Genomic DNA, 17,324 nt, shown 5'->3' with positions numbered 1-17,324 from the left:
GGTTAATGATGTCGGCGTGCAGCAATCATGGGAGTGCCGCCGTCAGGGTGGTTAAGCAATAAACACGGGAGATCGAAACAGGCTTCTACCATGGCAGGAGTCATGATGGCTTCCACCCGGTCAATCGCCTGTAGCCGACCATCGCGTAGTAGCGCAATACGGTCAGCATACTGCGCTGCGAGGTTGAGATCATGCACGATAGCGATGACAGCCACATCACCTTTGTTTGCCCATTTGCGAGCGATATTGAGGATGCGATGCTGTTGACGCGGGTCAAGTGCCGCAGTAGGTTCGTCAAGCAGCATCAGCCTCGGGCCGTCACCAGGCTCCCATATTTGCGCCAATACGCGTGCCATTTGCACTCTCGCTTGTTCGCCACCTGAGAGCGTGGTGTAGACCTGTTCCGCCAGGTGTGTTGCATCTACCTCTTGCATGGCGGCCATGGCAATCTGGTAATCCTGTGGTCGATTTGCACCTTGATGGTGCGGATGGCGCCCCAAGAGAATGATTTCCAGGGCAGTGTAGGCAAAGCCGACTTCTGCGTGCTGCTGCATGAGTGCGCGCTGGCGTGCGAGCTTGAGCAGATTCCAGTCAGAGAGGCGCTGATTGTCCCAAGATACTTTGCCATGAGTGGGTTTCAACTCTCCAGACAGCAGGCGGATCAAGGAGCTTTTGCCAGCGCCATTGGGGCCGCAGATCGCGACGAGCTCGCCCGGGACAATCGTAAAGTTGATGCCCTGTAACAAGGTTTTGTTGCCGATATTAAGCCCGGTGTTGATGACTTTTAGCATGGGTGCTCCTATAAACCGATCTTGCGCCGCATGCGGAACAGCAAGGCAAGGAAAAAAGGCACGCCGAGCAGGGCCGTAATAATGCCGACGGGGACTTCTGTTGGCACGGCAATGGTACGTGCCAACAGATCTGACAATAATACGAGGATGGCACCGACCAGTGCCGAGGCTGGCATGACCAGGCGCTGATCCGGGCCAATGGCGAGTCTAACCAAATGAGGGGCAACCAGACCAATAAAGCCGATGATGCCAGTGACCGATACTGCTGCGCCTACTGCTAAGGCAATCGCCGCAATACATACTTGATTGAGGCGGCGTACGGAAACTCCAAGCAGGCTGGCTTGAACTTCGCCAAGCGCCAATGTATTGAGCGCGCTGGATTGCCTAAGTAGTATCAGGACAGCACTGCCGCTAAGGCATGCCACCATCGTGACCATGGGCCAGGTGGCTGCGCCCAGGCTACCAAGTGACCAGAAGTTGAGTGAACGCATTTGCAGATCCGAAGCGATGAATGTCATCAAGCCGATCAGCGCCCCGCACAATGAACCAATCGCAATCCCTGCCAGCAGCATCAAGGCAATAGAGGTACGCCCTTGGCGCGTTGAAATGACGAAAATCAGGATGGTGGCAAGCAGGCTGCCGATGAAGGCGAAAATGGGGAGGGCGAACTCACCGATCACATTGTGCAATGCTGTCATCCAAGTGCCGCCCAGTACGATGGCAAGCGCTGCAAACAGGGCTGCGCCTCCTGATACGCCCACCAGACCAGGCTCTGCTAATGGGTTGCGTAGTAAAGCCTGCATTGCAGCGCCTGATACCGCGAGTGCTGCGCCAGTGAGCACGCCAAGAGCAATGCGGGGCAGGCGGATGTTCCACAGTACCATGGCTTGTTGCATGTGCTCTTGCGGGATGGATTGCCAACCGGAAGAGCCAGGCGGGATCAGCAGCAGCTTGATGACATGGGCCGGGGGAATGCTCACCGCACCTATCCCCGCTGCTAATACAATCAGCAGACACAAACTCAGGCCCAGGCCAATCAGCACTCGGCTGCGTAGCTGCAGGCTGCGGCTAGCTGGTAAAGCCAAGGGTAGGGTAGAGGCTGCCTTGCTCATTGTTTTCGGATGGCTTGCCCTAGCTCAACAAGTGCAGCGGGCAGGCGCGGGGTAAAGCCAAGAATATATTGTGTATCCATGCTGACAATCCGATTGTGCTTGCCTGCAGGCGTCATGCCGATGCCCGGGGTTTTCAGAAAACCATTTAATCCACCACTGGCTTCCAGGCCTTCATTGGTGGTGATAATGACATCAGGGGCCGCAGCCACCAAAGCCTCAGCGGTAAGAGGGCGATAGCCTTTGTATTGTCCTGCGACGACATTTTCGGCATGCACCAGCTTGATGACTGCGGAGGCTGCTGTCTCATCACCAGCGACTTGAGCGCCGCGGCCAGAATTATTCATGACGAATAGCACTCTTGGTTTGCCAGGTAACTTCGCAAGTTTAGCCTCTGCGTCTTTCCAGGCGGCTTCAAATTGCTTGGCAACTTGTTCCGTATTGGCTGCGCCTAATTGTTGGCCTACGGCACGAATATCAGCGGCGACTTGCTGTGGAGTATGGGCAGACTCTGGTAACTGCAATATCTTGACCCCTGCATTCCGCACTTGTTCAATCACATTGCGTGGTCCTGCGCCAGCTTCAGCGATGATCAATGTTGCCCCAGTGGAAACCAAGCCTTCGGCAGACAGGGTGCGCATATAGCCCACCTTGGGCTTGCTTGCTGCTTCCTGCGGATAGACGCTGGTAATGTCATTGGCAATGACTTCATTGCCCTTGCCTAGGGCATAGACAATCTCAGTCACCGCGCCGCCTACTGTCAGCAGCTTTTCTGCGGCAAGAACCGGATGGCTACCTAGCAATAAGCTGGTAGCCAACAGGAGGGATCGTATGTTCATCATCTTCCTTTTATGCCTGGGCTGGCAATTGCGCGACGATATGGCGCCATGCCTCAAGCTCGGGCTTACCTGGTTTACGCTCACCAAAGAACTGCGCCATGATCTCACCATGTTGATCAAACACTTCCAGCGAAGTCACAATGCCGTCATCAGTAGGTTTTTTGACGACCCAGGTTTCCACAATCAGGTCGGTGCGCAGATGCAGGTTAAAAGTCTCATCCAGCACGTTGATCCAAGGGCCGAGTTCCTTCACATTCTTGATCGGGCCGGTATGAATCTGGATATTGCCCGGATTGCCGACAAAGCACATGATGCTGGTGCCGTCTGCTGCGGCAGCTTCCAGCATTTGCTTGGTGGCATTGTTATTTACCTTATATGCATGGCCTTCAGGCGCTAAACGCAAACCTTGGGTGCGGCCAACGCCGAATTTGCGCAACAGCATGAAGAAATCGTGCGTATCCTTCATGGCGAGCCAGGCAGCCTTAAAACCGTCTTGATCAATTTCACTGTCAGGTTTCACGCTGGGGGGAGGTTTTGCCGCTTCAATTTCCTGACCGGGCGACTGGTCGTCACTGCGATATTGCTGCAATAGCTCATGCCAGCCATCGACATTGCTGAAATCCTTGAGATGAATCTTGTGAACGGCAGTACCTGTGGCATCGTAGAATTGCAGGCTACGTTGCACACCTTTTTCTGTTTCTTCTGTTACCGCGTAACCATGCTTCCACTGCGAGTAGAAAATGCGCAGGTCAATATCCGGGCCAACCACCAGCCCTAGGTGATCGTATGAGACATTCTCATATTTCCCGATTTTTTCATGAACAGTACTTTCGTTACGAGTCAGCGCCATCACGCGCCCCAGCTTGGGTACATCGGCGATGATTTCGTGGAATGGGTCTTTCAGGCGCACTGCTTCGCGCCCAATCGCATTGGCAATTGCCTGGCCTTCGCTGATGCCTATGGCCTGGGCGGCTTCACGGTTGCGCAGTTTTTGCTCTTTCTTGGCTGTGTGGAAAGCCTGGTATTGTTGTTCAGTTTGATGCGTGGATTGCATGATGATGTATCCTCGTTTTGTAGGGGTAATAAATTAATAAGTCAATTCAACCATAAACTTGATATTGCGGCCTGCTGCATACATGCCTTGACCACCCATGGTGCCATCAAGGAAATACTCTTTGTTTTTCAGGTTTTCACCGATGAGCCTTAACCCTAGCTGTTGGGTTGGTTGCCAACGCATGCCGGCATTCCATACTTCATAGCCATCTTGGATGCCAAATACTAATGGCAAGCCAGAACCACCTCCTGTGACCACGTTTCTTTCAGAGATTTTTCTGTAAGTTAAGTTGACTTCCACGGTTGGACTTAGCTGAGCTCCAAGATTGATGTTGGTGGCATTACCCGGCACGGTATAAAGAGGTACATATTCTGATCCATCGAATAGTGTGCCACGAGTCCGCGAGTGGGTGGCTCTGAGGAATATGGATTTATACTGCAAAAAACTTTCAAACTCTACGCCGTTTCTTCTTTCCCAGCCGTTTTGACTGATCGAGCCATCGGCCTCTTGCTGTAACGATAAAAGTAGGTTGGAGGTATGAATATGGAAAAAGTTGATTTTTCCGAGCACATCAAGCGCAGAGCCTAGGATGCCTGGATTCTGGTAGGTGAGTCCTGCCTCTGTCGATTCAGATCGTTGAGGTTTATATAAGTCACCGCAAATGCGAGAGCTTGGGCCGTTGGGCATCAAGGCTGGGCTACATCTGCTAAAAATGCCTCGTGTAAAGTACTCATCAATTAAGGGAGGGCGAAACCCTTGTCCATAGTTGCTATAGAGTGTTAATTTTTGCCGTGAGTTTTTATCGAAGAGATCATAAGACAGCCCTAGGCTCCAGGTTTCCTCAGTCAGTTTAATTTTATTTGCTTGGTTAAAGGCAGCAAGCGTCCTTAATGTGCCGCCATCTGCTTCAATCTCATAGTCATCACGACGATAGCCTGGGATTATGCTGAGTTGACCGAACTCTAGGCGTGGTTGTACATATACAGCATGAAAAGATTTTGTTCCAGGTGGTGCGGAGGCATTAAATCCATTCGGATATTGATTGGTTTGAGTGCTTGATTGTCTGTTCTCAAAAAAACGCTCGATTTCCCGTTTACTCTCGTTGAATTGATATCCTGTTAATAAGGCAATCTTTAGCCAACCATTTGACTTGATTTGCGCAGTATTTGAGATATCGATACTTTTGGTCTTGTATACATAATAATCATTCAGATCTCCGCGGCAAAAGCGCCTGTCTGAAGGATTGGATATTCTAATGATGCCATTGCAGCCTGGTTGCGGTGGATTAATTGATGAATTCATATCCTGAGCAATCAGATCGTGCAGTTTTGTATGCCCCATACCAAAGGCTGCTTTCAGATCAATCCAGCGTGTTTCTGGTGAGAAATGAACGCTATGTGACCACGTGAAATCATCAATGTCGCGGAGTACATTGCCAAATGTGCCAGGCTGGCCACCCGTCGCATCATAGGGTTGTAAACCTGTATCTTTGAATGAGACGAGAGAGGTTGTTATTTCCAGGGAGTCTATAGGAAAAATGCCAATTTTTAATAGTTCTGAAACAGACTGGATGGCTGAGCTTTCAAGCTTGGTGCCATTTGCTAGCAGGATATTGTTAGATTGACGATTGGAATAGTTGTACAAAATATCCACCGCATCATGTGGGCGACCATAGGCCATATATGATCGTGAATATTCATCATTATTGTTGCCATAGCCGAATTTGATTTTTGCGCCATAGCGCTGGCCTGGGCGCAATAGGTCAGCTGCGTTTTTTGTGGTGGCGATAATCGTGCCTCCAAGCGAGCCAGATCCACTACTGATTTGTGGGCCTCGTTGCACCTCAATACTTTTGAGTAGTTCGGGCTCTATAAAGGTGCCTCCCATACGGTACTTTTCAAACCCCTTAGGAACGCCATCTACTTTGACCATAACATCTTCATTGTCTGCGAAGCCCCGTATGCTGAAAGACATACCACTGGGGCGCGGACCGCCTGAAATGGATACCCCTGGCGCTGATCTGACAGCTTCAAAAATATTGCTGGCTTGAGTTCGTTGTAAATCCTCAGTCGTAATTGTGGTGATCGCCTGATTGGAATTAATGCCAGAGTCTTTGGTTTTTGTCACTTTGACAGCGATTTCTGGTAGCGTAGCGCTAACTGATGAGTTAGCTGAATCCTCTTGATTCTGTGCTGGGTTGACATCCTTATTATCATGTTCGCTGGCAAAGGAATGGTTGCTTGAGGTAAGCATCCAGTATCCAGCCATGACAAACAGACAAACGTAGGCTTTCCTCAATATAAGCATTGATAAAGTGGAGTAAAAGAGGTGGGTAGAAAGATGGCGTGAGGTAGTGTGATCACGCCATTCTTTGTTTGTGTCTATCTATCAGGCCATGGAAGCTTGTTTGCGCTTGCGCCGGGTGGCAATACCTATAGCACCAAGACCTAATGCCAGCATTGCATAGCTACTAGGTTCTGGTACAGCCACTACAGCTAGTGCCAATTGATCCAGGCTCAAATGAGTTTCAGTGGCGCGAAAATTGAACACATACATATTGCTTGCCGCAACATTGCTCCATTTCCAGTAAGCCTCTTGCTCCACGCCGCGGCCAGTGGAAAGGTAAGTTTCTACGAGCGTGGCTGAGATACCATTCAATGTCGCAGTAGTGTCAAGCAAAGTGCCTGTCGTGGCTGTGCGTAAGTAAACGTCAAAAGTACCGCTGGCAGATCCCAGTAGGGTGGCGATAAAGTTGCTAGTGCCAACAGCGTTATAAATGTTCTTACCGCTGGTCAGGCTTGCCACGGTGCTTGTTTCAGTCAACGTGGCCCCTGTGCCGTACTCCGGGGATGCATTATGGACAGAAAAGGCAAAGTTGTCCCAGGCTGCATATTGTGCAACTAAGGTTGAATCCCAGGGAGTAGCAGAGTCCCATACGTTGCTAGTAGCAAATGCGGACGTTGTAAAAGTGGCGCTGATTGCCAGTGCAATGGCAGCTATTTTGGTTGATACAGTCATGATAACCCCGATAAATAAATATACTCCCTCCCGTGCTGCATTCGCATGGGAGGGATTTAGACTAAGCTAAGAGTTGATTTAGGCTTGATTCTTGCGCGTGCGGCGACCTGCATAAGCAAGTACGCCTAAACCAAGTGCCAGCATGCCGTAGGTACTTGGTTCTGGCACTGCCGCAACAGCTACGGTGGCAAGAGCAAGTTGATCTAGACTCATGCTGGAGCTAGTAGCATTGAAATTAAAGGTGTAAAGGTCTGCACCAGCAACGTCTTTCCAAAGCCAGTAAACCTCTTGTTCAGTAGATGCGCCACCCATCATGGTGCCAGCGCTGCGGCTGAATTGAATGGTGGAAGTTGCTGATACGCCATTAAGCAGTGCGGAGGTGCTGGAAATAGTACCCAGGGTGGCAATTCGCAGATAAACATCAAACAGTCCACCTGTAGTGCCACTTAAAGTAGCCGTAAATGCCATTGGCAAAGAGAAGCTGTAGATATTTCCGCCACTGGTCACAAAAGCACTTTGGCTAGATTCGCTGATGGAGGCTGACGTACCTGAACTCAGCCCAATATCAGGGTTGCTATCGGTCAAGAAAATACCAGTATCTTCACTAGCAGGGTCATAAAAGCTTCCCCATTCTGCATACTGAGAGGTGTTGGAGATATCGCCCCATGGAGCTGCAGTATCCCATACTGCTTGGGCTGCAAACGCAGAAGAAGTGAATGCCAATCCTGTGGCGAGAGCTAAAGCTGAAAGTTTCATCATGAATACCTTTAATTAAATGAATGCCGTTAGGCCCTTCCCCGAGAAGGCGCGGACATTCAATTCAACATTTAGGCTCACGGACCCACACCGTTGAGCAATTAATGATCGACACTCTATGAGCGAGTGCGATCAGAAAACCAATTCCATTAATCGGTTGTGTGATGCTTATTGTTATTTGCATCATTGCTGGCAGGCTGAAAATCCACGACAAAGCGATATTGCTTTCCACAATCAATGATGATTTCTTTTTGCCCACGACGTAGCAGGCGGATATCGACCTTGAGGCTGCCAAAGCCATCGTGCTCAATCAATTCGTCTAGGAGATTGATTAAACAGGTTTTAACAGGGGCTTTGGTTGGCAGCATGAGTCAATATCTACTAAAGGGCGATTAGGTATTTTATTTAAATATTAAAGTTAATAATAACAATTACTATTAACGATTGCAATGTTGAGTGTGAAAATATTGATTTTTATTTACATTTTTAGATGAAGATAAAACAAATTATCACCAGCAGAGACAGGCACCTATCCCGTATAATTCCCGGCTATGCCGATATTGCTACTGATTATTCTGGTTTGTCTCGCTGGCGGGCTGTTAAGCGTGTTGGCAGCTGCATTTTTTGCACTAAAAGCTAAGGCCGCTTGGGTGCCCATGCTGATTAGTTATGCGATAGGCGCATTACTGGGCGCTGTTTTCTTGGAAATCCTGCCTCATGCGTTTCAGATTGCTAGCAGTCTTGAGGTCATGTCTGCCACAGTGCTGTTGGGCATCTTGCTGTTTTTTATGTTGGAAAAGCTAGTGTTATGGCGACATTGCCATGGCGACACATGCGAGGTGCATGCGGCAGAGGTGGAGCATCACCACCATGGTGCGCATGATCATGGCCGTAGCGGGTTGATGATCATGATCGGCGATACTTTTCATAATTTTGTCGATGGCATATTGATCGCTGCCGCGTTTTTGGTAGATGTGCGTCTAGGGTTCGTGACAGCTGTTGCTATCATTGCGCACGAGATTCCTCAGGAAGTTGGTGATTTTCTCATCTTGCTGCATTCCGGGTATAGCAAGCAGCAGGCGTTGCTGTTCAACTTGGTTTCAAGTATGGCGACCTTGGTGGGTGGTGTCGGAGCTTATTTTGCACTTGGAATGTTGCAGGGGTGGATTCCTACCATTCTTGGTCTGGCTGCTGCCAGTATGATTTATGTCGCAGTCGCGGATTTGATCCCGGGCTTGCACAAGCGAACAGAGTTGCGCGCTACCTTGCAGCAGGTGTGCCTCATCGGCCTCGGTGTCGCTTCCATATGGCTTGCTGGCGAATTGGTGCACTGATTTGACATGCTCTTTTAAAGCATGCTTTCTATTTAATGTTAACTAAACTGAATTGATATATGAGTTTGCAAAGTCCAAAAGTTGGTTTTGTGTCCTTGGGATGCCCCAAGGCATCTTCTGATTCTGAGCGTATCCTGACCCAGTTGCGGGCTGAGGGTTATGCAATTTCTGGTAGTTATGATGACGCAGACCTGGTGGTGGTGAACACCTGCGGGTTTATTGATAGCGCTGTCGAAGAGTCGCTAGATGCGATTGGCGAAGCCCTTGCTGAAAATGGCAAGGTGATTGTAACGGGTTGCCTGGGAGCCAAGAGTGATGTGGTTAAGGCTGCACACCCTGGGGTGCTTGCGGTGACAGGTCCTCATGCCCTGGAAGAGGTGATGACGGCTGTACATGCCAATTTGCCCAAGCTGCATGATCCTTATACTGACTTGGTGCCGCCACAAGGGATTCGTCTGACGCCGCAGCATTATGCCTACCTCAAGATATCAGAGGGCTGTAATCATCGCTGTAGCTTCTGCATTATTCCCTCCATGCGTGGTGACTTGGTTAGCCGTCCGATTGGTGATGTGATGACCGAGGCGGAAAATCTCGTCAATGCTGGTGTGGCTGAGCTGTTGGTGATTTCGCAAGATACCAGTGCCTATGGCGTGGATGTGAAGTATCGTACTGGTTTCTGGAATGGCCGACCGGTCAAGACCCGGATGACTGAATTGGCGCGTGCATTAGGTGATTTGGGTGTGTGGGTGCGTATGCACTATGTTTATCCCTATCCTCACGTGGATGAAATCATCCCGTTGATGGCCGATGGCCTGATCCTGCCTTATCTGGATGTGCCGTTACAGCATTCCAGCCCGCGTATTCTCAAGGCCATGAAGCGTCCTGCCAGCAGCGAAAATAACTTGGTGCGCATCAAGGCGTGGCGCGAGATTTGTCCTGACATCACTATTCGTAGCACGTTCATCGTTGGATTCCCCGGCGAAACAGAAGATGATTTCGAGCACCTGCTTGAGTTCCTGCAAGAAGCGCAGCTGGACCGCGTCGGATGCTTTGCTTATTCTGCGGTAGATGGTGCTGCAGCTAATGCGCTGGATAATCATGTACCTGAATCCCTGAAGCAGGAGCGTTTGGCGCGCTTCATGGAGGTACAGGAGGCGATTAGTGCAGAAAAGCAGAAGAGCAAAATTGGGCGTATCGAAACAGTATTGATTGATGAGGTCAATGGCAATGAGGCGATTGGCCGTACTGCGGCAGATGCGCCAGAGATTGATGGGGTGGTTTATCTTTCCGGTGCGGATGGTTTGCAGCCTGGTGATTTGGTTGAAGCTCAGATTACGAGTTCTGATGGCCCCGATTTGTGGGCGTCACCCCCAGTACGGGATTAAAGCGGTAGGTCGTATAGAAGAAACGTGCCTGGCTTAATTGAATAAGTCAGGCATGATGGGGGCAGGGCGTTCGGAATCTGCCCGCTCTTCAAGAAAATCCAGTGTCAGAGGGCAGCGTGTAGGGTTGCGCATGGATTTACGCTTTTTGCCTGTGGCCTGCATATTCACGTAGGGGGTCTGGCTAATTCGCACATAGCCCGACGCTTGCAGTTTGGCTGGCGTAGTCTCAAATAGGCTGAGCGGATTATCTATGTTCTGCAAAGTGATGGATTGCTTGCCAACCTTCAGCACGTTATACATGACAAACTTGCTGCCCGTTTGCTTGCCATAAATTTCGCCAGCGTGAATGTCCAAGATATTTCCTTCCCAATACTTTTTTAATCATATCGTTATGGGATGGACTTTACAAGGTGCTTGAATCAGATTTGCGGTCGAAGAATTCGACGCAGGCGGATATGTTGCTTGATATGCTCTATGGCTTGATCACGATACCCTAGATTTGAGTTGTCTTTGATCCAAAGGTGAATCAGCCCTCCGAAGAAAAGGTGAGTATCCATCGCAAGGGCAGAAGGGGAAATGTCTGGGTGAATCAGGCCTTTTTGTTGTGCCTTATCATAGAGTAACTGCGTTTTTTCGATGAATATTTGGCAGTTGATCAGCAGTTGCTGTAGTACATCGTTGAATTCATCTACATATTCGCATTTCGCCATCATGATTTCATAGGTTTGGCGCGTGGAGTCACTTTGCTGCAGCGTACTAATAGTGTTGCAGAAATACTGTTCCATTGATGTTAAGGGGTCTTCCGTTTGATCGTCTAATACTGCGGCGTTCATTTGCTCAATAAAGGGCGACATGGCCTGATCGCGCATGGCATGAAACAGTTCAATTTTATTGGCAAAGTGCCAGTAAACTGCGCCGCGGGTAACTTGAGCATGTGTGGCGATTTGCTCCATCGTGGTGTGGCTGACGCCACGTTTCGCAAAAACTTCACGAGCGGCAGTAATAATCCGCTGACGGGTGAGTTCAGCATCCTCTTTGGTTTTACGTGCCATGTGCTTAATATATCCCTAACGTCAAAACAGTTTTACATACAAACATGATTGTATATAATATACATTCTTTGATGAATGTAAGCAAGTAATTTGTTTATAAGACATGGGGTTACATATGAGGGTGCGCGTGATGAGTCAAGTTCATACCAATACAAGAAGATTTGATTTGAATAAAAAAATCCTGCTTGCCGTGATGGCGGCTTGCACGTTGGCATCCTGTGGCAAGGGTGAGCAACAAGCGGCGCAGGCCGGGCCGCAGGCATTACCTGTTAGTGTTGTTGAATTGCAACCTGCCAGTGTGCCTGTTTCTGCAGAGGCCGTGGCGCAGACAGAAGGTGCGCGTGAAGTGGAGATTCGTCCTCGTGTGGGAGGGATTTTGCTGAAGCGTTTATATGAAGAGGGCTCCTCGGTAAAAGAAGGGCAAGTGTTGTTCCAGATCGACCCGGAGCCATATCAGATCGCACTGGAGCAAGCTAAGGGGCAATTAGCCCAGGCTCAGGCGAAAATCGCGCAGACGCAGCGCGAAGCTGGGCGATTGAAGGGCTTGTTGGAATCCAACTCCATCAGCCAGCGTGAGTATGACAATGCGACTTCAGATAATGATGTCGCCAAGGCTTCTTTGGTGCAGGCGCAAGCCAGTGTGCGAGAAGCAGAGTTAAATCTTTCTTATACCAAGGTGACAGCGCCTGTGGGCGGTGTTTCAGGTCGCTTCCAGTTTTCTGAAGGTGCATTGGTTTCAGCCAACAGTAGTTTGCTCACTACAGTCGTGCAATTGTCTCCAATCTGGGTGCGATTCAGCCTTTCTGATAACGAAATCCAGCAGCTTGGCGGTCCAGTGACTGAAAAGACGGTTAAAAAGATTAGCTTGAAACTGCCGGATGGCTCCGAATATGGCGAAACTGGGAAGTTGAATTTTGCTTCTAGCCAGATTGATCCTGCCTTGGGTACACAACAATTGCGTGCAACATTTGCCAATGCAGATAAAAAGCTGCTGCCTGGTCAGTTTGTGCGTGCCAAAGTTGTCGTTGGGGAGCGTGATGGCGTTTTCCTAGTGCCGCAAGTTGCTGTTATGAATTCCCAGCAGGGTCGTTTTGTCTATGTGTTGGATGAGAGTAATCACGCTACTGTGCGTCCTGTAGTCACAGGTGATTGGATGGGGCGTGATTGGGTGATTCTCAAGGGCTTGAATGCAGGTGAGAAGGTGGTGGTAGATAACCTGATCAAGATCCGCCCTGGTGCTCCATTGCAGCCTCATCCTGCTGCTGGTCCGCAAGATGCTGCTACAGGGAAAGTTGAACCACAGAAGTCCGCAGCCAATACCAGCCGTAAGTTGGCTTAAGCGAGAACAATCATGACGAGATTTTTTATCACGAGGCCGATTTTTGCATCGGTTGTATCGATCATTATTGTGCTGGCTGGGTTAGCTGCGGCTTTCCAGTTGCCAATTGCACAATATCCACAAATTGCGCCGCCGACAGTCATTGTGACGGCAACTTATCCTGGAGCCAGTGCTGAAACGCTGGCCAAGACAGTTGCAGCGCCGATTGAAGAACAGTTGAGCGGTGTGGAAGGCTTGCTGTACTACCAATCCAGTGCTGACTCTAGTGGCACATTGACAATTACCGTCACATTTGAGACTGGTACTGATGTCAATCAAGCGACTTTCAACGTCAGTAACCGCGTCAATATTGCGACGCCACGATTGCCTGAAGATGTACGCCGTACAGGCTTGATTGTGCAGAAGCGCTCTAATGACATTTTGATGGCATTGATGCTGGTTTCACCTAACAAGACCTATGATCCGCTTTATCTCAGTAACTACGTTACGCTGAATGTGCTGGATGAGCTCAAGCGTATCAAGGGTGTGGGTGATGCGACAGTGTTTGGTACCCAGGATTACTCCATGCGTGTCTGGTTGCGTCCAGACCGCATGGCTCAGCTCGGTGTGACTACCAGTGATATTGCGGCGGCCATTGCAGCGCAGAATGCGCAGTATGCCGCTGGCCGCATAGGGCAGGACCCAGCGCCGGATGATCAGCAAATTGTTTACACGGTCACGGCAAAAGGACGTTTGATCGATCCTGAACAGTTTGCCAATATTATCGTCAAGGCCAATGGTCCGCGCGGTGTGCTATATCTCAAGGATGTGGCTAGAATCGAGCTGGGTGCGCAGAACTACAATATCCGTACGACCCTGCAAGGTCAGCCTGGTGTGGGCATTCCGGTATTCCTGCAAACGGGAGCCAATGCGCTGGAGACTGCTGAAGCAATCAAGGCCAAGATGGAGGAATTGAAGCAGCGTTTCCCTGAGGATATTGATTACCGCATCCCTTATGACACCAGCGATTTCGTCAAGGCTTCGATTGGCGAAGTAGTGCACACCTTGGCTGAAGCTATGGTGTTGGTCGTGCTGGTGGTATTTGTGTTCCTGCAAAGCTGGCGCGCTACTTTGATTCCGATTATTGCGGTGCCTATTTCCTTGGTTGGTACATTTGCAGGGTTGTGGCTGTTTGGTTTTTCTATCAATACCCTGACCTTGTTTGCCATGGTACTGGCGATCGGTATCGTGGTTGATGATGCGATTGTTGTACTGGAAAATGTCGAGCGCCTGATGAGCCAGGAAAAACTCTCGCCATTGAATGCTGCGATTAAGTCGATGGAGCAGGTATCCAGTGCCGTGGTAGCGATTGTGCTGGTGCTGTGCGCTGTATTTATCCCAGTTGCGTTCATGGGCGGTATTGCCGGTGAGTTGTATCGCCAGTTTGCCGTGACTGTCGCGGTGGCGGTTGTGATTTCTGGTGTGGTTGCGTTGACATTGACGCCAGCGCTTTGTGCCATCCTGCTCAAGCATGTCCATGGCGAATCCAAGTTCTTCAAACCATTTAACCGTGGCTTTGATAAGTTGACCAACTTCTATACTGCTGTCGTTGGCTTAACCTTGAGGCACCGTATCATAGGCGCGCTGGTGTTTGCTGGCATTATTGCTGCCGGGATTTACTTGTTCCGTGTCGTGCCAACCAGCTTTGTGCCACCAGAGGATCAAGGCTATGTGGTAACAGCCGCGATCATGCCTGATGGTGCAAGCCTGACACGTACCAGCAACACGATGGAGAGTGTGCGCAAGACCATCGCCGAAGATCCCGCAGTCGCCAGCCAGTTCGTCATCAATGGTTTTGACCTGATTGGTGGTGGCAATAAGACGAGTGCAGCGACGATGTTTGTGCGGTTGAAAGATTGGGATGAGCGCACGACGACTGCCGAGCAGATTGTGCAACGCTTGTTCGGCATCGGCATGATGCAGCCTGACGGCATGGCCATTGCGTTCAATCCTCCAGCCATTCGTGGTCTGGGTAGCTCCGGTAGCATGGAAATGTACGTGCAGAGTCGTGAAGATACTAATCCGCAACATCTTGCCGAAGTGGTCAATAGTTTTATTGATGCCTTGCGCAAAGAGCCGCGTCTGGCTGGTATCAATACTTTCTTCCGCCCGACCGTGCCACAACTGTTGATTGAAGTGGATGAGGCCAAGGCTTTGTCTCTCGGTGTGCCGATTGCTGATGTTTATGCGACTTTGCAAAGCACTATGGGTACTTTGTATGTCAATGACTTCAATCGCTCTGGGCGTACTTATCGTGTGCAATTGCAGGCGGAGCCAGCCTATCGCATGAAGCCAGAAGATATTGGCCGGGTTTACGTGCGCTCAGCAGGGGGTGAAATGATCCCTATGTCAGCCTTGAGTAAGGTGCAAGAAGTGATTGGTGCCGAGCAGTTGGAGCGTTACCAAGGCTTGTTGGCTGCCAAGGTGATGGGCGGCGGTGCTTATGGTGTCAGCTCAGGCGATGCGATCAAGTTGATTGAGCAGGTCGCCAAGCAGACCTTGCCAGATGGCTATCAGCTGTCGTGGACTAGCCAGGCTTACCAGGAAAAGCTCACTGGCAATGCCGCGATCTTTGCCTTCAGCTTTGCCATCATCATGGTATTCCTGATTCTGGCTGCACAGTTTGAAACCTGGGCCTTGCCTTTGGCTGTCATCATGGCAGTACCATTTGCCTTGGTCGGTGCTTTGTTGGCTGTGATGTTCCGTGGCATGCCCAATGATATTTATTTCCAGATTGGGTTGGTGACATTGGTGGGGTTGGCAGCGAAAAACGCCATTCTGATCGTTGAGTTTGCGAGCCAGAAGCTGGAAGAGGGCTTGCCAATCAAGCAGGCTGCGATTGAAGCCGCACGCTTGCGCTTCCGTCCAATTGTCATGACGTCCATGGCATTTGTATTGGGGATTGTTCCCTTGGTGATTGCAACAGGGGCAGGCGCTGCTGCCCGTCGTTCCATGGGTACAGGCGTGTTTGGTGGCATGTTGCTGGCTACTTTTATTGCCACCATCTTTATCCCGATGTTCTTTACCTGGTTGTCTGGGAAGACCAGCAGCCATGTGCATCACGATGATCAAAAGGAAACAGCATGATGATGCGTCATAACTTAATTTATGCTGCTGTAGCATTGGCCTTGTCTGGGTGCATGGTCGGGCCAGATTACCATCGGCCTGAGACGAAGCTGCCAGCGCATTTTAATGTTGCTGAAGCTACGCAGGCAGAGGGGCAGGCGGCATTAAATCTGGATAAATGGTGGGAAACTTTCCAGGATCCAGTGCTGAATGGGTTAATGGATAAGGCTTTTGCCGATAACCTGGATATTGCCAAGGCGGTCGCGCGCATCGAAGAGGCTGATGCTGCGATGCGTGAGGCAGGGGCTGCCCTGTTTCCTGAGGTGACCCTGAGTGGAAACGGTGTACGCCAGAAAGTGACGCAAACTGGAGCTTTCCCGCTGCCGTCTCATGTACCAGCTCTGCGCGAAAACTATAACTTGCAATTGGGAACCAATTTCGAGTTGGATTTCTGGGGCAGATTACGCCGTGCACGTGAAGCGGCACGTGCCCAGGCCTTGGGTACTTACTTTGCCAAGGACACGGTCAGCTTGTCACTATCAGGACTGGTCGCCAGCAATTATCTCTTATTGCGCAGTCTGGAAGCGCAGATTGCCGTGTCTCGGGACAGTCTGAAAAGCCGTGAGGAAAGCCTGGCGTTGACCAAGCGCAGGTTGGAAGGCGGCGTGGCATCCATTCTTGATGTGCACCAGGCGGATGTTGCCAATTCCAACTTGGTGGCGCAGATTGCAGATCTAGTGCGTCAGCGCGAAATTGTGCAGCACCAGTTGGCTGTGCTGACTGGTGATCTTGAGCTCAAGGTGCCGGCAGGTGGTGATATACATCAATTACCAGCACCTCCCGTGCCACCAGCAAATTTGCCTTCCAGCTTGTTGGAAGCGCGACCTGATATCCGGCAAGCCGAGCAAACCTTGATTTCTGAGAATGCTCAGATTGGTGTTGCCAAGGCGGCTTTGTTCCCAACCATCAGCCTGACAGCAACTTATGGTGGTGAAAGCGCAGCCTTGAATGAAATCATGCACGCACCATCGCGTATCTGGTCTGCCGGCCTGGGCTTGAGTTTGCCCATTTTTAACGCTGGCAGATTGTCCGCCCGGGTTGATCAGGCAACGGCAAGGCAAAAGCAGGCTTTGGTCAGCTATCAAAGCTCTATCCAAGCCGCATTCAGGGAGGTAAACGATGCCCTGGTCACGGTGCGCCAGAGCCGAGAGCGTGAAGATGCCCTGAATATTAGCCAGGAGGCAGCAAAGAAGGCATTACAGGTGTCAGAAAATCGTTATAAATCAGGTTATTCTGCTTATCTTGATGTGCTTGATTCACAACGAGTCTATAACGATGCTGCATTAGCTTTTATCCAGAGCCGCCAATCCAGGTTGACGGCAACCGTGGATCTTTTCAAGGCATTGGGTGGTGGATGGAAAACTGCTCAGTATGATCAACCTGAAAAGCAGGCAAGTAAATGAAAGCACTGATGTCTGCTAGCGTTTAAAGCTCAATATAAAAGAAAACCGGGCTTGCCTCGGTTTTCTTTTATGCGCCAGT

15 protein-coding genes are annotated in these 17,324 nt (G+C 50.2%); 5 read left to right on the top strand and 10 right to left on the bottom strand.

Annotation, left to right across the window (positions count from 1 at the left end; all coding sequences use genetic code 11):
• Window positions 1-2: 2 nt before the first annotated feature.
• From ACIKP9_RS03810 to ACIKP9_RS03775, 8 genes are all read right to left on the bottom strand, one after another.
• Window positions 3-803: a heme ABC transporter ATP-binding protein gene (locus tag ACIKP9_RS03810; RefSeq protein WP_449815898.1), complete on the bottom strand. Its 801-nt coding sequence runs from the start codon at window positions 801-803 to the stop codon at window positions 3-5.
• Window positions 800-1,903, bottom strand: a complete 1,104-nt coding sequence (locus ACIKP9_RS03805; protein ID WP_400879495.1) for a FecCD family ABC transporter permease — start codon at window positions 1,901-1,903, stop codon at window positions 800-802. The genes ACIKP9_RS03810 and ACIKP9_RS03805 overlap by 4 nt, the downstream gene beginning before the upstream one ends.
• The gene (locus ACIKP9_RS03800) at window positions 1,900-2,742 is read right to left on the bottom strand and encodes a heme/hemin ABC transporter substrate-binding protein (RefSeq protein WP_400879492.1); all 843 of its coding nucleotides are present in this window, start codon (window positions 2,740-2,742) and stop codon (window positions 1,900-1,902) included. Before ACIKP9_RS03800 ends, ACIKP9_RS03805 begins: the two co-directional genes overlap by 4 nt.
• A 7-nt stretch (window positions 2,743-2,749) precedes the next feature.
• Entirely contained in the window at window positions 2,750-3,793 is a 1,044-nt protein-coding gene (locus tag ACIKP9_RS03795) for a hemin-degrading factor (protein ID WP_400879489.1), read from the bottom strand.
• A gap of 33 nt (window positions 3,794-3,826) precedes the next feature.
• Window positions 3,827-6,046 carry a TonB-dependent receptor domain-containing protein gene (locus ACIKP9_RS03790; RefSeq protein WP_400879486.1) on the bottom strand — a complete coding sequence of 740 codons (2,220 nt, stop codon included), beginning with the start codon at window positions 6,044-6,046 and terminating at the stop codon, window positions 3,827-3,829.
• A gap of 135 nt (window positions 6,047-6,181) precedes the next feature.
• On the bottom strand, window positions 6,182-6,811 hold the full coding sequence (locus ACIKP9_RS03785) for a PEP-CTERM sorting domain-containing protein (protein WP_400879483.1): 630 nt from the start codon (window positions 6,809-6,811) through the stop codon (window positions 6,182-6,184).
• 78 nt (window positions 6,812-6,889) lie between these two features.
• Window positions 6,890-7,570 (bottom strand): PEP-CTERM sorting domain-containing protein, encoded by a 681-nt coding sequence (locus ACIKP9_RS03780; RefSeq protein WP_400879480.1) that lies wholly within the window; start codon window positions 7,568-7,570, stop codon window positions 6,890-6,892.
• Window positions 7,571-7,716: 146 nt separating this feature from the next.
• On the bottom strand, window positions 7,717-7,935 hold the full coding sequence (locus tag ACIKP9_RS03775) for a hypothetical protein (protein ID WP_400879478.1): 219 nt from the start codon (window positions 7,933-7,935) through the stop codon (window positions 7,717-7,719).
• Window positions 7,936-8,118: 183 nt separating this feature from the next.
• On the opposite strand from ACIKP9_RS03775, the gene ACIKP9_RS03770 reads away from it, so the two are divergent.
• Both ACIKP9_RS03770 and rimO read left to right on the top strand, forming a co-directional pair.
• A complete protein-coding gene (locus ACIKP9_RS03770) occupies window positions 8,119-8,901 on the top strand; it encodes a ZIP family metal transporter (RefSeq protein ID WP_400879475.1) in 783 nt (260 codons plus the stop codon).
• A 59-nt stretch (window positions 8,902-8,960) separates the two neighbouring features.
• Entirely contained in the window at window positions 8,961-10,286 is a 1,326-nt protein-coding gene (rimO, locus tag ACIKP9_RS03765) for a 30S ribosomal protein S12 methylthiotransferase RimO (protein ID WP_400879471.1), read from the top strand.
• Window positions 10,287-10,319: 33 nt separating this feature from the next.
• On the opposite strand, the gene ACIKP9_RS03760 is transcribed toward rimO, so the two are convergent.
• A complete protein-coding gene (locus ACIKP9_RS03760) occupies window positions 10,320-10,640 on the bottom strand; it encodes a hypothetical protein (protein ID WP_400879469.1) in 321 nt (106 codons plus the stop codon).
• Window positions 10,641-10,705: 65 nt separating this feature from the next.
• The gene (locus ACIKP9_RS03755; protein ID WP_400879466.1) at window positions 10,706-11,338 is read right to left on the bottom strand and encodes a TetR family transcriptional regulator; all 633 of its coding nucleotides are present in this window, start codon (window positions 11,336-11,338) and stop codon (window positions 10,706-10,708) included.
• A 130-nt stretch (window positions 11,339-11,468) separates the two neighbouring features.
• Here ACIKP9_RS03755 and ACIKP9_RS03750 point away from each other — a divergent pair, with 130 nt between their 5' ends.
• The 3 genes from ACIKP9_RS03750 to ACIKP9_RS03740 are packed head-to-tail and all read left to right on the top strand — an operon-like array spanning window position 11,469 to window position 17,245.
• Complete coding sequence (locus ACIKP9_RS03750; protein WP_400879464.1) at window positions 11,469-12,677, top strand: efflux RND transporter periplasmic adaptor subunit; 1,209 nt, start codon at window positions 11,469-11,471, stop codon at window positions 12,675-12,677.
• Window positions 12,678-12,689: 12 nt separating this feature from the next.
• Entirely contained in the window at window positions 12,690-15,803 is a 3,114-nt protein-coding gene (locus ACIKP9_RS03745) for an efflux RND transporter permease subunit (protein WP_400879461.1), read from the top strand.
• Complete coding sequence (locus ACIKP9_RS03740) at window positions 15,800-17,245, top strand: efflux transporter outer membrane subunit (RefSeq protein WP_400879458.1); 1,446 nt, start codon at window positions 15,800-15,802, stop codon at window positions 17,243-17,245. The genes ACIKP9_RS03745 and ACIKP9_RS03740 overlap by 4 nt, the downstream gene beginning before the upstream one ends.
• Window positions 17,246-17,324: the final 79 nt, after the last annotated feature.

Source organism: Methylobacillus methanolivorans (genome assembly GCF_044751345.1).
In the GTDB taxonomy this organism is placed as follows: domain Bacteria; phylum Pseudomonadota; class Gammaproteobacteria; order Burkholderiales; family Methylophilaceae; genus Methylobacillus; species Methylobacillus methanolivorans.
Note: the sequence above shows the minus strand (reverse complement) of the source record. Positions and strands in the feature narration are given on the sequence as shown.

Excerpts from the sequence above, each read along its gene's own strand:
- ACIKP9_RS03750 (WP_400879464.1), top strand. The coding sequence starts at position 11,469 with ATGAGTCAAGTTCATACCAATACAAGAAGATTTGATTTGAATAAAAAA.
- ACIKP9_RS03755 (WP_400879466.1), bottom strand. The coding sequence starts at position 11,338 with ATGGCACGTAAAACCAAAGAGGATGCTGAACTCACCCGTCAGCGGATT.
- ACIKP9_RS03745 (WP_400879461.1), top strand. The coding sequence starts at position 12,690 with ATGACGAGATTTTTTATCACGAGGCCGATTTTTGCATCGGTTGTATCG.
- ACIKP9_RS03800 (WP_400879492.1), bottom strand. The coding sequence starts at position 2,742 with ATGATGAACATACGATCCCTCCTGTTGGCTACCAGCTTATTGCTAGGT.
- ACIKP9_RS03770 (WP_400879475.1), top strand. The coding sequence starts at position 8,119 with ATGCCGATATTGCTACTGATTATTCTGGTTTGTCTCGCTGGCGGGCTG.
- ACIKP9_RS03775 (WP_400879478.1), bottom strand. The coding sequence starts at position 7,935 with ATGCTGCCAACCAAAGCCCCTGTTAAAACCTGTTTAATCAATCTCCTA.
- ACIKP9_RS03740 (WP_400879458.1), top strand. The coding sequence starts at position 15,800 with ATGATGATGCGTCATAACTTAATTTATGCTGCTGTAGCATTGGCCTTG.
- rimO (WP_400879471.1), top strand. The coding sequence starts at position 8,961 with ATGAGTTTGCAAAGTCCAAAAGTTGGTTTTGTGTCCTTGGGATGCCCC.
- ACIKP9_RS03795 (WP_400879489.1), bottom strand. The coding sequence starts at position 3,793 with ATGCAATCCACGCATCAAACTGAACAACAATACCAGGCTTTCCACACA.
- ACIKP9_RS03805 (WP_400879495.1), bottom strand. The coding sequence starts at position 1,903 with ATGAGCAAGGCAGCCTCTACCCTACCCTTGGCTTTACCAGCTAGCCGC.
- ACIKP9_RS03780 (WP_400879480.1), bottom strand. The coding sequence starts at position 7,570 with ATGATGAAACTTTCAGCTTTAGCTCTCGCCACAGGATTGGCATTCACT.
- ACIKP9_RS03790 (WP_400879486.1), bottom strand. The coding sequence starts at position 6,046 with ATGCTTACCTCAAGCAACCATTCCTTTGCCAGCGAACATGATAATAAG.
- ACIKP9_RS03785 (WP_400879483.1), bottom strand. The coding sequence starts at position 6,811 with ATGACTGTATCAACCAAAATAGCTGCCATTGCACTGGCAATCAGCGCC.